General features: G+C 70.3%; 12 protein-coding genes and 1 tRNA gene. 6 read left to right on the top strand and 7 right to left on the bottom strand.

Features of this window, described 5'->3' with window-relative positions:
- Positions 1–11: 11 nt before the first annotated feature.
- Positions 12–88 (bottom strand) — tRNA-Arg (locus tag P1K89_RS28750).
- Positions 89–158: 70 nt separating this feature from the next.
- Here P1K89_RS28750 and P1K89_RS28745 point away from each other — a divergent pair.
- Entirely contained in the window at positions 159–689 is a 531-nt protein-coding gene (locus P1K89_RS28745; RefSeq protein ID WP_284619979.1) for a hypothetical protein, read from the top strand.
- A gap of 94 nt (positions 690–783) precedes the next feature.
- Here P1K89_RS28745 and P1K89_RS33315 read toward each other — a convergent pair whose 3' ends face one another.
- Together P1K89_RS33315 and P1K89_RS28735 are read right to left on the bottom strand one after the other, a co-directional pair.
- Entirely contained in the window at positions 784–1032 is a 249-nt protein-coding gene (locus P1K89_RS33315) for a hypothetical protein (RefSeq protein ID WP_350082345.1), read from the bottom strand.
- 40 nt (positions 1033–1072) lie between these two features.
- The gene (locus tag P1K89_RS28735; protein ID WP_284619978.1) at positions 1073–1765 is read right to left on the bottom strand and encodes a glutathione S-transferase N-terminal domain-containing protein; all 693 of its coding nucleotides are present in this window, start codon (positions 1763–1765) and stop codon (positions 1073–1075) included.
- A gap of 42 nt (positions 1766–1807) precedes the next feature.
- Here P1K89_RS28735 and P1K89_RS28730 point away from each other — a divergent pair, with 42 nt between their 5' ends.
- The gene (locus tag P1K89_RS28730) at positions 1808–2548 is read left to right on the top strand and encodes a hypothetical protein (RefSeq protein WP_284619977.1); all 741 of its coding nucleotides are present in this window, start codon (positions 1808–1810) and stop codon (positions 2546–2548) included.
- A gap of 25 nt (positions 2549–2573) precedes the next feature.
- Here the strand turns inward: P1K89_RS28730 and P1K89_RS28725 are convergent, their stop codons facing one another.
- From P1K89_RS28725 to P1K89_RS28715, 3 genes are read right to left on the bottom strand one after another with little or no spacing between them, the layout of a single operon-like run.
- On the bottom strand, positions 2574–3788 hold the full coding sequence (locus P1K89_RS28725) for an acyl-CoA dehydrogenase family protein (RefSeq protein ID WP_284619976.1): 1215 nt from the start codon (positions 3786–3788) through the stop codon (positions 2574–2576).
- Between the two features lie 52 nt (positions 3789–3840).
- Positions 3841–4917, bottom strand: a complete 1077-nt coding sequence (locus P1K89_RS28720) for a phosphotransferase family protein (RefSeq protein ID WP_284619975.1) — start codon at positions 4915–4917, stop codon at positions 3841–3843.
- A 45-nt stretch (positions 4918–4962) separates the two neighbouring features.
- A complete protein-coding gene (locus tag P1K89_RS28715) occupies positions 4963–5670 on the bottom strand; it encodes a Crp/Fnr family transcriptional regulator (RefSeq protein ID WP_284620102.1) in 708 nt (235 codons plus the stop codon).
- A 90-nt stretch (positions 5671–5760) separates the two neighbouring features.
- Here P1K89_RS28715 and P1K89_RS28710 point away from each other — a divergent pair, with 90 nt between their 5' ends.
- Positions 5761–6537: a class II aldolase/adducin family protein gene (locus P1K89_RS28710; RefSeq protein WP_284619974.1), complete on the top strand. Its 777-nt coding sequence runs from the start codon at positions 5761–5763 to the stop codon at positions 6535–6537.
- A 142-nt stretch (positions 6538–6679) separates the two neighbouring features.
- Positions 6680–8608: a type IV pilus assembly protein FimV gene (locus P1K89_RS28705; RefSeq protein ID WP_284619973.1), complete on the top strand. Its 1929-nt coding sequence runs from the start codon at positions 6680–6682 to the stop codon at positions 8606–8608.
- A gap of 35 nt (positions 8609–8643) precedes the next feature.
- Here the strand turns inward: P1K89_RS28705 and P1K89_RS28700 are convergent, their stop codons facing one another.
- Positions 8644–9795 carry a pyridoxal phosphate-dependent aminotransferase gene (locus tag P1K89_RS28700; protein ID WP_439898047.1) on the bottom strand — a complete coding sequence of 384 codons (1152 nt, stop codon included), beginning with the start codon at positions 9793–9795 and terminating at the stop codon, positions 8644–8646.
- 328 nt (positions 9796–10123) lie between these two features.
- Here P1K89_RS28700 and P1K89_RS28695 point away from each other — a divergent pair, with 328 nt between their 5' ends.
- Together P1K89_RS28695 and P1K89_RS28690 are read left to right on the top strand one after the other, a co-directional pair.
- Positions 10124–10723 (top strand): hypothetical protein, encoded by a 600-nt coding sequence (locus P1K89_RS28695; RefSeq protein ID WP_284619971.1) that lies wholly within the window; start codon positions 10124–10126, stop codon positions 10721–10723.
- A gap of 37 nt (positions 10724–10760) precedes the next feature.
- Positions 10761–11801 (top strand): class I fructose-bisphosphate aldolase, encoded by a 1041-nt coding sequence (locus P1K89_RS28690; protein ID WP_284619970.1) that lies wholly within the window; start codon positions 10761–10763, stop codon positions 11799–11801.
- Positions 11802–11808: the final 7 nt, after the last annotated feature.

Raw genomic sequence — 11808 nt, 5'->3', positions numbered from 1 at the left:
TCGCGCGTCGCTGGCCTGCCCGGAGGGACTCGAACCCCCGACCTGCTGCTTAGAAGGCAGCTGCTCTATCCAGTTGAGCTACGGGCAGCCGGACGCGGATTCTAGGAGCGCGCAGGCGATCGGCCGGAACGAAGCCGGGGCGCACGGCTCGAAGCGGGATGATTTCGTGCAGCGCCTGGGCCCGGGTGGCCGCCTCTTGGCTGGCCCTGGCCGGCGGCGTCGCGCTGGCCGCGCCGCGCGACGCCGGTCCCGGCACCGCAGCCTGCCGTACCGCGCTCGAGGCCCTGCAACGCATCGAGGCGGAGGCGATCGCGGCCCGCGAGGCGGCTTCCGCGGGTGGCGCGGCGATCGCCCAGCGCACGCTGGAGCAGGTGAGGGCGCTGCGGCGCGATGCCGCGACGGCCTGTCTGGGCGGCAGTGGCGATCCGCCGCCACCGACGGCCTCGATGCAGCCGCCGGCGGCGCTCGCCCCGCCACGGCCGGACGATGCCACGCGCCCGGCCCGGCCGCTGGTGGTGCCGGTGCCGGCCGTGACGATCCCGCGCCCTGCCGCGCCGGTGGTCATCACCAGCTGCGACACCAGCGGCTGCTGGGCCAGCGACGGCTCGCGGCTGAACCGCCTCGGTGGCAGCCTGGTCGGGCCGCGCGGCATCTGCAGCGTGCAGGGCTCGTTGCTGAGCTGCCCGTAGTCCTTGAAACGAAGCGCGCTACAAACGTAGCGAAGCAGTTCGCAGACGACATCCGGTCGAAACGCGGGCGGCCGATGCTGTGGCCATCGACCGGTCAATCAGGAGCGGTCGAGGTCGACAGGAGGTCCGCATGGCTGCGCATCGCATCGATCAGGCTCCGCGCTACGAACTGCGCTTCGAGTCGCTGTTCCACGTCGGCCGCGGGCTGGCCTTCCCGTGCGATGCGGGCGGTGCGGTGGACCTCAACGCGCTGAGCGAGCGCGCGCGCAACAACTACCTGTTCGCCCGTGCGCTGATCGGCCGCGAGTTCGCGGTGCCCGCGGTGCAGTCGGCGCTGGTGCATTGTTGCGCGGCGTGCGCACGCCCGCGCGCGGGAGCGCCGCTCAGTGGCGCTTGTACTGCTCGTCGCCGAACAGGATGCTGCGTGAACGGTCGTCGGTCAGCGGGCGGCGGCGCTCGGCCAGCACCTCGACGCCGCGCTTGACCGCCGGGCGGTTGCCGATCTCGTCGAACCAGCCCTTGAGGTACGGGAAGTCCTTCCAGTCGATGCCCTGGTTCTTCCACGAACGCAGCCACGGGAAGACCGCGATGTCGGCGATCGAGTACTCGGCGCAGCCGAGGTACTTCGACTTCGCCAGCCGCTTGTCCATCACGCCGTAGAGCCGCTTCGCTTCGTTGGTATAGCGCTCGACGGCATAGGGCAGCTTTTCGGGCGCGTAGATGCGGAAGTGATGCGCCTGGCCCAGCATCGGCCCGATGCTGCCCATCTGGAACATCAGCCACTGCAGCACCTCGTACTTGCCGGCGACGCTGTCGGGCAGGAACTTGCCGGTCTTGGCGGCCAGGTACAGCAGGATCGCGCCGGATTCGAACAGGTGGATCGGCTTGCCGTCGGGGCCGTCGGGATCGACGATCGCCGGGATCTTGTTGTTGGGACTGATCGCGAGGAAGGCCGGATCGAACTGCTCGCCGGCGCCGATGTCGACCGCATGAACGCGGTAGGACAGGCCGCATTCCTCGAGCATGACGTGAACCTTGTGACCGTTGGGCGTGGCCCAGGAATACACTTCGATCATTCTTGTCCCCTCATCGGCCGCATGCGAGGCTGACTCTAAACCATGCTGGAATCGCTGCGGCGTCTGTGGAGCAAAGGCCCCAAGTCGACCGATGTGTCGTCCTTCCAGGAGTGGGCAGACAAGCGCGGACTGCAGCTCAAGCGCGTGCGCGATGCCGATGGCTGCACCATCGAGCCGACGAACGCGACGCCCGAGACCACGTGGCGCATGGAATGGGGCGATTCCCAGCGCAGCTACATCGAGGGCCGCGAGCTGCGGCTGTCGGCCGATATCGGCACGCCGCGCGAGATGCTCGTGCTGGTGCTGAACCGCGAGCTGATGGAGGTGATGGAGAAGGCCGTCTTCGACCAGTACGTCGAGGACGTGCAGACCCGCATCGACACCGAGACGCCGCCCGAGATGCGCTGGCTGGTGATGTTCCCCAAGCTCACCGGCAGCGAGCTCGGCAAGCTGAAGGACCGCTACGCGGCCGTCGCCAGCGTGAAGCCGTGGCTGCAGCTGTGGCTCAGCAGCGGGCTCGAGGACGCCCTGGCCGGCACGATGGAGGGCGTGCCCTCGCACCAGCCGGTGGTGGCGGCCATCATGCGCGGGCGGCTGACGATGCGCACCGCGATGGCGGCGCCGGACCCGGAGGCGCTGACGCGCTGGCACGAGGTGTTCCAGCGCATCGTGCCCGTGGCGCGGCAACTGGCGCGCGACTGGACCGATGCGTCGGCCGGCGGCGCGACCGGCACGCTGCGGCCGTCGGTCTGGCCACCGTCGCGACCGACCGACGACGAGTGACCCGCCCGGCGGCGGGCCGGGCCGATCAGGAGAACTTGCCGAGCTCCATCTTCGCGATCGCGTTGCGGTGCACTTCGTCCGGGCCGTCGGCGAAGCGCAGCGTGCGCACCTGCGCGTAGTTGTGGGCCAGCGGGAAGTCCTCGCAGACACCCGCGGCGCCATGCACCTGCATCGCCCAGTCGATGACCTGCAGCGCCATGTTGGGCGCCACGACCTTGATCATCGCGATCTCGGCCTTCGCCGCCTTGTTGCCGGCCACGTCCATCATCCACGCCGCCTTCAGCGTCAGCAGGCGCGCCTGCTCGATCATGCAGCGGGCTTCGGCGATGCGTTCCTGCGTCACCGTCTGCTGCGCGATCGTCTTGCCGAAGGCCACGCGCTGGGTCGCACGCTTGCACATGTACGCCAGCGCGCGCTCGGCGACGCCGATGGTGCGCATGCAGTGGTGGATGCGGCCGGGGCCGAGGCGGCCCTGCGCGATCTCGAAGCCGCGCCCTTCGCCGAGCAGCATGTTGCTCGCCGGCACGCGCACGTCCTTGAAGTCGATCTCCATGTGGCCGTGCGGCGCGTCGTCCCAGCCGAAGACCGGCAGGTGGCGCACGATCTTCACGCCCGGGGTGTCCATCGGCACCAGGATCATCGACTGCTGCGAATGCCGGGGCGCCTCCGGATCGGTCTTGCCCATGAAGATCAGGATCTTGCAGCGCGGGTCGCCGGCGCCGGACGTCCACCACTTGCGGCCGTTGATGACGTACGAGTCGCCGTCGCGGCGGATCGACGACTCGATGTTCGTCGCGTCGGACGACGCCACCGCCGGCTCGGTCATCGCGAAGCCGGAACGGATCTCGCCGGCCAGCAGCGGCTCGAGCCAGCGCTTCTTCTGCTCCGGGGTGCCATAGCGCACCAGCACTTCCATGTTGCCGGTGTCGGGTGCCGAGCAGTTGAAGACCTCGGGCGACCACAGCACGCGGCCCATCAGCTCGGCCAGCGGCGCGTACTCCTGGTTCGACAGGCCGGCGCCGTATTCACTTTCCGGCAGGAACAGGTTCCACAGGCCGGCGGCACGGGCCTTGGGCTTGAGCTCCTCGATCACCGGCAGCGGCTTCCAGCGCGTGCCGGCGGCGGTGTTGGCGGCCTGCTCGTCGTGGTAGCGCTGCTCGTTGGGGAAGACATGCTCGTCCATGAACGCCATGACGCGTTCACGCAAGGCCTGCGTCTTGGGGGTGTAGCTGAAGTCCATGGACAACCTTTCGATGTCGGTCGGTGGATCGGACGTGAATGTGTCAGGGGGCTCAGGCCTGCTGCGCGAAGGTCCAGGCCATCTGCGCGAGCTTGGGCGTCGCGTCGCCGGTGGCGCGGGCCTGCGCGCTGGCGGCGATGCCGTCGACGACGCGCTTGGCGATGCCCTGGGTGATCGCCGCGAGGCGGAACAGGTTGTAGGCCAGGTAGAAGTTCCAGTCGGCCAGCAGCTCCTCCGGCGTGCCGCGGCGCGTGCGCTCGCAATAACGCCGGATGTACTCGCGTTCGGACGGGATGCCGAGCGACGCGTAGTCCAGCCCGCCGATGCCGCGGAAGGTGCCCGGCGGGATGTGCCAGGCCATGCAGTGGTAGCTGAAGTCGGCCAGCGGGTGGCCCAGCGTCGACAGCTCCCAGTCGAGCACGGCGGTGATGCGCGGCTGCTCGGGGTCGAAGATCAGGTTGTCGAGGCGGTAGTCGCCGTGCACGATCGCCACCTGGGTCTCGTCCATCGCGCTGGCCGGCATGTTCGCGGGCAGCCAGTCGATCAGGCGGGTCATCTCCGGGATGTCCTGCGTCACCGAGGCCTGGTACTGCTTGCTCCAGCGGCCGATCTGGCGCGCGAAGTAGTTGCCGGGCTTGCCGTAGTCGGCCAGGCCCACCGCCTTGACGTCGACCGAGTGCAGCGTCGAGATGACGCGGTTCATCTCGTCGTAGATCGCGCCGCGCTGCTCGTTGCTCATGCCCGGCAGCGACTGGTCCCACAGCACGCGGCCGGAGACGAACTCCATCACGTAAAAGGCGCGGCCGATGATGGCCTCGTCCTCGCACAGCACGTGCATGCGCGCCACCGGCACGCCGGTGAGCGCCAGCGCGCTCATCACCCGGAACTCGCGCTCGATCGCATGCGCCGACGGCAGCAGCTTGGCCACCGGCCCGGGTTTGCTGCGCATCACGTAGCTCTTGGCCGGCGTGATCAGCTTGTAGGTGGGATTCGACTGGCCGCCCTTGAACTGCTCGACGGACAGCGGGCCCTCGAAGCCGGGCAGCTGCGCGCGCAGCCAGGTCTCCAGGCGCTCGACGTCGAAGGCATGCTGCGACGACACCGTGCGCGTGCCGGTGAACTGTTCCATCGCTTCAGTCTCCGTGGAGGTCGTGATCGACCTCTGTTGTGGTGGCTAGCGGTCTTCCGAGATCGCCAGCAGCTTCTCGCGCGACAGCACGACCAGGCGCGTCGGCTCGACGCGCACCGCACCGTCGCGCTCGAAGCCCTTGAGCTCCTGGTTCACGCGCTGGCGCGACGCGCCCAGCAGCTGCGCCAGGTCTTCCTGCGCCAGCTGCAGGCCGATGCGGATCTCCTGGCCCTGCTCGATGCCGTAGCTTTTGGCCAATAGCAGGATCTGCTTGGCCAGGCGCGCGGCGAGCGGCTTGGTATTGAGGTCCTCGAACTGGTTGAACAGCAGCCGCAGGCGGCGGCAGTTCAGGCGCAGCAGCGCCTCGTACAGCTCGGTGTGCTGCGCGAGCAGTTCCTTGAAGTCGGGCTTGCGCACGCACAGCAGCGTGGTCTCGCCATGCGCATCGGCATCGTGCGTGCGCGGCAGGCCGTCGAACAGCGCGATGTCGCCGAACCAGGTGCCCGGCTCGACGTAGGTCAGCGTGACCTGCTTGCCCGACAGCGACACCAGCGACACGCGCACCGCGCCCTTCGCGACACCGCACCATTCCTCGGCCGGCGTGCCGCGCGAGGCCATCGGTGCGCCGTCCGACAATCTCCGCACGTACGCCCGCGACAGGATCGCATTGCGCAGCGGTTGGGAGAGCTTGGAGAACCACGAGGCGGACTCGATGTTGTGACGCTCTTCAAGTGTAAGTACCGGGGTATTCATGGCTTGTCCCAGGCGCGACAGCAGCGCGAACATCGACTGCCTATTGTCCATGAGCGACCTCTGATCGTCGTTCATCCAGGAGACAACACCATGCCCGCAGCCCCGCTCGATCTGCCCTCCCGCCGCGACCAGTACACCGAGGCCGAATGGCGCACGCGCGTCGACCTCGCCGCCGCGTACCGGCTGGTCGCGCTGTTCAAGTGGGACGACCTCGTCTTCACCCACATCAGCGTGCGCGTGCCGGGCACCGAGGACCAGTTCCTCATCAATCCGTACGGACTGATGTTCGAGGAGATCACCGCGTCGAGCCTGATCAAGGTCGACCAGCAGGGCAACAAGCTCGAGGACTCGCCGTTCCCGGTGAACCCCGCGGGCTTCACGATCCACAGCGCGGTGCATTCGGCGCGCCATGACGCGCACTGCGTGCTGCACACGCACTCGATCAACGGCATCGCCGTGTCGGCGCAGAAGGACGGCGTGCTGCCGCTGTCGCAGCACTCGATCTTCGTGCTCGCGAGCCTCGCGTACCACGACTACGAAGGCGTGGCGTTGCGCGACGACGAGAAGCCGCGGCTGGTGCAGGATCTCGGCGACAAGCACTACCTGATGCTGCGCAACCACGGGCTGCTGACGGTGGGCCCGACGGTCGCCGACGCGTTCCTGGCGATGTACTTCTTCGAGACCGTCTGCATGATCCAGGTCCGCGCACAGGCCGGCGGCGGGCCGCTGGTCAAGGTGCATCCGGAGATCATCTCGACCGCGATGCAGCAGGCCGCGACGGTGACACGCGGGCAGGGTGCCGGCGCGCTGTCGTGGCCCGGGCTGCTGCGGCGGCTCGACCGCCAGTCGCCGGGCTACGACCGCTGACCCGTCGTCGCGCGGCGCGGCGTGAACAACGCCGCGCCGACGCTGGTGCGAGCGGGGCGCCGGACCGTGATTTGTAACTCTTCGTGCTAGAGTCGAAACGATCCTCCCGGCACCGCCCGCCCGCCCCGCGACCCCCCTGCGCATGCATCCGCTTCCCCCGCTGGGGCTCGTGCTGTCCGCCCTCTCACTGCTGGTGGCCGCCACGACAGCGCAGGCCATCGGCTTCGGGCGCCCGCCGGCGCAGGTCGCGCTCGGCAGCCCGCTGAATTTCGCGCTGCCGCTGCGCGTCGAGCCCGACGAGTCCTTCGATCCGTCCTGCGTGCAGGCCGAAGCGCATTTCGGCGAGCAGCGCATCGGCGCCGACCGCCTGCGCTGGCGCGTCGAGCCCGGTGCCGATGCGCATGAGCGCGTGCTGCGCGTGATCTCGCTGGTGGCGGTCGACGAACCGGTCGTGACGGTGCAGGTGACCAACACCTGCGGCACCCGCCTGACGCGCCGCTTCACCGCCTTCGCCGACCCGCCGAATCTCGCGGCCGAGCCGCCGATGGCCGACGTGGCGACCGCCCGGCCTGCGCCGGTGCTGCGCGCGCCGCTGCCACGGTCCGCCCAGCCGACCGTGCCGCGGGCCACGTCGCGGGCCAGCGACAACACTGCGCCGCGCACCGCCCCCGTGGCCTCGCCGTCGCGCAAGGCGGCGGCCCGTGCGGCGCGGAAGGGGTCGACGGCGCCGGCGGCCTCGCGCCTGACGGCCGCCGCGCCGGTTCCGCGCCTGTCGCTGGAGGCCCCCGATCCCGACCTGCTGGCCAAGGCCGTCGCCGCGGCGGTGGCCGAGCAGCGCGCCAGCGCGGCCGAATCGGCCGCTGCGACCGCCCAGGCGGCGTCGGCGGCGGCCGCGCGCATCAAGGGCCTGGAGGACCAGGTCGAGCGCCTGCTGGCCGACAGTCGCCAGCAGCGCGACGAGGTGCAGAAGCTGCAGGCCCGCGCGTCGATGCGCGAGGCGGCGACCCGCTGGACCGCGCCCCTGGTGATCGCCGTCGTCGCGTTGGCGCTGCTCGCCGCCTGGCTCGCGCTGCGGGTGCGCCGGGTGCGTCGCGAAGCCGAGGACAAGTGGTACGCCGATGCCGCGGCGGTGCTCGCCGACGCCCAGCCGGATCCCGACGATGCAGCGGCCGGGAAGCCGACCGGCCAGGCCGGCGGTTCGCCGCTGAGCCACGCCTCGGCGCCGCTGGACCTCGACCTCGCGCTGGAGCACGATTCCGAGCCGTCGCTGCGGCTCTTCGACGACACGCCGCCGAGCGTCGCGCCGACGCTGCAGGCGCCGGTGGCCGCGGAGCCCGCGACCTGGAGCCAGACCAGCCCGCCGCCGCGCCCGATGTCGGCCGAGGAACTGATCGACCTCGAGCAGCAGGCCGAGTTCTTCATCGTGCTGGGCCAGGACGAAGCGGCGATCGACCTCCTGATGGCGCACCTGCGCGACAGCGGCGGCATCAGCCCGCTGCCGTACCTGAAGCTGCTGGAGATCCAGCGCCGGCGTGGCGAGCGCGAGGCCTACGAACGCACCCGCTCGCGCTTCAACCAACGCTTCAACGCCTATGCCCCGGCCTGGGACAGCGACCTGCTGCAGGGCCGCCTGCTGGAGGACTATCCGCAGGTGATCGCCCGGTTGCAGCGCGCGTGGGGTCGGCCGATCGACGCGATGGCCGAGCTCGAGGCGCTGCTGTTCCGCAAGGACGACGGCGAGCTTTTCGACCTGTCCGCTTACCGCGAACTGCTGCTCGTCTACGGCATCGCACGCGACTTGGCCGACGATGCGCAGCCCTCGCGCATCGACGTCGACCTGCTGCTGCCGCTGGAGGCCGCGCTGCAGCGCCCCGACGATGTCGGCACGCTGTTCGACCGCACCGAGGTGCTGCCGCGGCTGTCGCTGATCGGCGAGAAGACGATGGTGCTGGCGTCGGGCTCGGTGCCCGAGCGGCCGACGACGCACTCGGCCCTCGACCTGGACATCAGCGCGGCCGACGACGGCGACGCGGCGCCGCCGGCGTCGGGGCACCTGCGGCGCAGCCGCTGACGCGGCCCCCGCGGCGCAGCCGCTGAATCCGGCCTCTACAGCCGCGACAGCCGATCGAGCGCGCTGCGCAGCGTCTCGTCGCGCTTGGCGTAGCAGAAGCGCACCAGGCCCTGGTCGCGGCCATCGCCGTAGAAGGCCGACAGCGGGATCGCCGCGACGCCGATCTCGGTGGTCAGCCAGCGGCAGAAGTCGGCTTCGGACAGCGCGCTGATCGCGCTGTAGTCGACGACCTGGAAGTAGCTGCCTTCGCTGGGCAGCAGCTTGAAGCGCGTGCCGGCCAGGCCGGCGCGGAACAGGTCGCGCTTGGCCTGGTAGAAGGCCGGCAGCTCCCGGTAGGGTGCGGGGTCGGCGAGGTAGCGCGCGAGGCCGTGCTGCATCGGCGTGTTGACGGTGAACACGTTGAACTGGTGCACCTTGCGGAACTCGGCCATCAGCGGCGCCGGCGCGGCGACGTAGCCCACCTTCCAGCCGGTCACGTGGTAGGTCTTGCCGAAGCTCGAGATCACGAAGCTGCGCGCCGCGAGCTCGGGCACCGTCGACATGCTCGCATGCGCGACGCCGTCATAGACCATGTGCTCGTAGACCTCGTCGGCGATGAGCACGATCTCGGTCGGCGCCAGCAGCTCGGCCAGCGCGCGCAGGTCGGATGCGTGCCACACGGTGCCGCTCGGGTTGTGCGGCGTATTGACGATCAGCGCACGCGTGCGCGGCGTGATCGCCGCGCCGATGGCCGTGAAGTCGGGGCGGAAGCTGCCCGAGGTCAGCGGCACGCGCACCGCCACGCCACCGGCCAGCTCGATGCTCGGCACGTAGCTGTCGTAGCACGGGTCGAGCACGATGACCTCGTCGCCCGGGCCGACGATCGCCAGCACCGTGGTCAGGATGGCCTGCGTCGCGCCGGCGGTGACCGTGATCTCGGTGCCTGCGTCGTAGCGGTGGTGGTAGAGCGCGGCGATCTTCGCGGCGATGCCCTCGCGCAGCGCCGGCACGCCGGTCATCGGCGGGTACTGATTGAGGCCTTCGCGCATCGCCTGCGACACCGCCTCCACCAGGCGGGGATCGCAGTCGAAGTCCGGGAAGCCCTGGCCCAGGTTGACCGCGCCATGTTCGGCGGCCAGCGCGGACATCACGGTGAAGATCGTCGTGCCGACGTTCGGCAGGCGGCTCGGTGGGTGGGGCGTTTTCATAGCGGTCGGGGAGGTCATCGGGGTCACGCGGAAGGTCCGGGGCGGTCGGCGATTTCGCCGCCAGACCGAACTATGGACCACGCCTGAGCGCAAGTCCGATTGCGCTTCATCAATCGTTCGCCCTGCGCCGGTCGCTACCGTGCATGGCTCACTCCGAGCCGCTTCATCTACAGGAGAAGCCAAGATGGCGACCAGACAAGCCCCAGGCAATCGCCGCGCTGCCGCCGAGCGCAGCGCGGCGCCCAAGCGCACGGCCCGGCCACGCCAGCGCGCGGTCCCGCCGCTGGGCGCGGCCGGCAGTGCCGTCAAGCAGGGCATCTCCACCAGCATGAAGGGCCTGGAGAAGATCGAACGCGAGATCGCACGGCTGGTGCGCCGCACGGTGGCAGATGCGCTGCACGCGGGCGGCGCGGTGGGCCACAACCTCGGCTCCGTCGTGCGCGACGTGGTCACCGGCGCCATCCAGGCCACGGGCCAGGCCGGCACCGAACTGGCCGTCAGCATCAAGGGCGTGTCGCGCGGGGCCGTGGTGGGCGTGCACGACGCGCAGGGAGACATCGGCAAGGCCGGTGCCGAGATCGTCAAGACAGCGATGAAGCAGGCACACAAGGTGGGCGCCGACGTCGCGCTGGTGGCGCGGCGCGCGATCGAAGGCATCGCCGCCGGCGTGAGGGAAAGCGGCGGCAACGTCGCCGAGATCGCCAAGGCCACGGTGCAGGTGGCGCTGCTCACGGCCAGCGACATCGGCAAGCTCGCCATGCATGCCGTCAAGCAAATCCTGGCAGGCGCCGCCGAGGGCCTGGACGAGATCGCCAAGGTGCGCCAGGCCGGCACGGCCAGAGCCACGAAAGCAACCCCGGCGGCCAGACCCGTCGCAGGCAAGCGGCCCGCCGCGCCAGTGCGGGTCAGGGCCGCGCGCGCCGGCTGAACTCGCGCGCTCCCCCACACTTGATCGAAGGTTGCGCATGGACATTCGCGATGAATTGCAGGCCACGGTAGACGCGCTGGTCCAACCGGGCAAGGGCATCCTGGCGGCCGACGAGAGCGGGCCGACGATCGCCAAACGCTTCAAGGCCGTGGGCGTCGAATCGACCGAGGAGAACCGCCGTGCCTACCGCAGCCTGCTGCTGGCGACACCGGGGCTCGGTGCGCACATCAGCGGCGTCATCCTCTACGAGGAGACGCTGGGCCAGCGCGCCGACGACGGCACGCCGCTGCCTGCGCTGGCTGCGCGCCAGGGCATCGTGCCGGGCATCAAGGTCGATGCCGGCAAGATCCCGCTCGCCCATGCGCCGGGCGACGAGATCACGCAGGGACTCGACGGCCTGGCCAAGCGCCTGGCCGGCTACAAGGAACAGGGGGCGCGTTTCGCGAAATGGCGCGCCGTCTACAACGTCTCCGACACGCTGCCCAGCCGGCTGGCCATCGAAGCCAATGCCGATGCGCTGGCCTGCTACGCGGCCATCTGCCAGGAAGCCGGCGTGGTGCCCATCGTCGAACCCGAGGTGCTCATCGACGGCGACCACAGCATCGAGCGCTGTGCCGAGGTGACGCAGGACGTGCTGCACGAGCTCTTCCACGCCCTGCATCGGCACCGCGTGGTGCTGGAGCACACGCTGCTGAAACCGAGCATGGTCGTCGCCGGCCAGGAGCAGGCCCGCCAGGCGCCGCCGGCCGAAGTGGCCGCCCAGACCGTGCAGGTGCTGCGGCGAACCCTGCCGGCAGCGCTGCCGGGCGTCTTCTTCCTGTCGGGCGGACAGACGCCGGCCGAGGCCACGGTGCACCTGGACGCCATCAACCGCCAGGGGCCCCAGCCCTGGGGCCTGAGTTTCTCGTATGGCCGCGCGCTCCAGGAGCCGGTGCTGCAGGCGTGGAAGGGCTCGGCCGGGAACCTGCGCGCGGCGCAGGCGGCGCTGCTTCATCGCGCGCGGCTGAACGGCGCGGCGCGGGATGGGCGATACGACGCGGGGATGGAGAAGGCTGGCCCCACCGGCGCCTCGCGTTAAAGGTGCG

The sequence above is a fragment of the Aquabacterium humicola genome, assembly GCF_030167915.1.
Lineage (GTDB): Bacteria > Pseudomonadota > Gammaproteobacteria > Burkholderiales > Burkholderiaceae_C > Pseudaquabacterium > Pseudaquabacterium humicola.
Note: the sequence above shows the minus strand (reverse complement) of the source record. Positions and strands in the feature narration are given on the sequence as shown.

What these genes read in the sequence shown, in the direction of transcription:
- P1K89_RS28745 (WP_284619979.1), top strand. Translation starts at nt 159, where the DNA reads ATGATTTCGTGCAGCGCCTGGGCCCGGGTGGCCGCCTCTTGGCTGGCC.
- P1K89_RS33315 (WP_350082345.1), bottom strand. Translation starts at nt 1,032, where the DNA reads ATGCACCAGCGCCGACTGCACCGCGGGCACCGCGAACTCGCGGCCGAT.
- P1K89_RS28735 (WP_284619978.1), bottom strand. Translation starts at nt 1,765, where the DNA reads ATGATCGAAGTGTATTCCTGGGCCACGCCCAACGGTCACAAGGTTCAC.
- P1K89_RS28730 (WP_284619977.1), top strand. Translation starts at nt 1,808, where the DNA reads ATGCTGGAATCGCTGCGGCGTCTGTGGAGCAAAGGCCCCAAGTCGACC.
- P1K89_RS28725 (WP_284619976.1), bottom strand. Translation starts at nt 3,788, where the DNA reads ATGGACTTCAGCTACACCCCCAAGACGCAGGCCTTGCGTGAACGCGTC.
- P1K89_RS28720 (WP_284619975.1), bottom strand. Translation starts at nt 4,917, where the DNA reads ATGGAACAGTTCACCGGCACGCGCACGGTGTCGTCGCAGCATGCCTTC.
- P1K89_RS28715 (WP_284620102.1), bottom strand. Translation starts at nt 5,670, where the DNA reads ATGAATACCCCGGTACTTACACTTGAAGAGCGTCACAACATCGAGTCC.
- P1K89_RS28710 (WP_284619974.1), top strand. Translation starts at nt 5,761, where the DNA reads ATGCCCGCAGCCCCGCTCGATCTGCCCTCCCGCCGCGACCAGTACACC.
- P1K89_RS28705 (WP_284619973.1), top strand. Translation starts at nt 6,680, where the DNA reads ATGCATCCGCTTCCCCCGCTGGGGCTCGTGCTGTCCGCCCTCTCACTG.
- P1K89_RS28700 (WP_439898047.1), bottom strand. Translation starts at nt 9,795, where the DNA reads ATGAAAACGCCCCACCCACCGAGCCGCCTGCCGAACGTCGGCACGACG.
- P1K89_RS28695 (WP_284619971.1), top strand. Translation starts at nt 10,124, where the DNA reads ATGAAGGGCCTGGAGAAGATCGAACGCGAGATCGCACGGCTGGTGCGC.
- P1K89_RS28690 (WP_284619970.1), top strand. Translation starts at nt 10,761, where the DNA reads ATGGACATTCGCGATGAATTGCAGGCCACGGTAGACGCGCTGGTCCAA.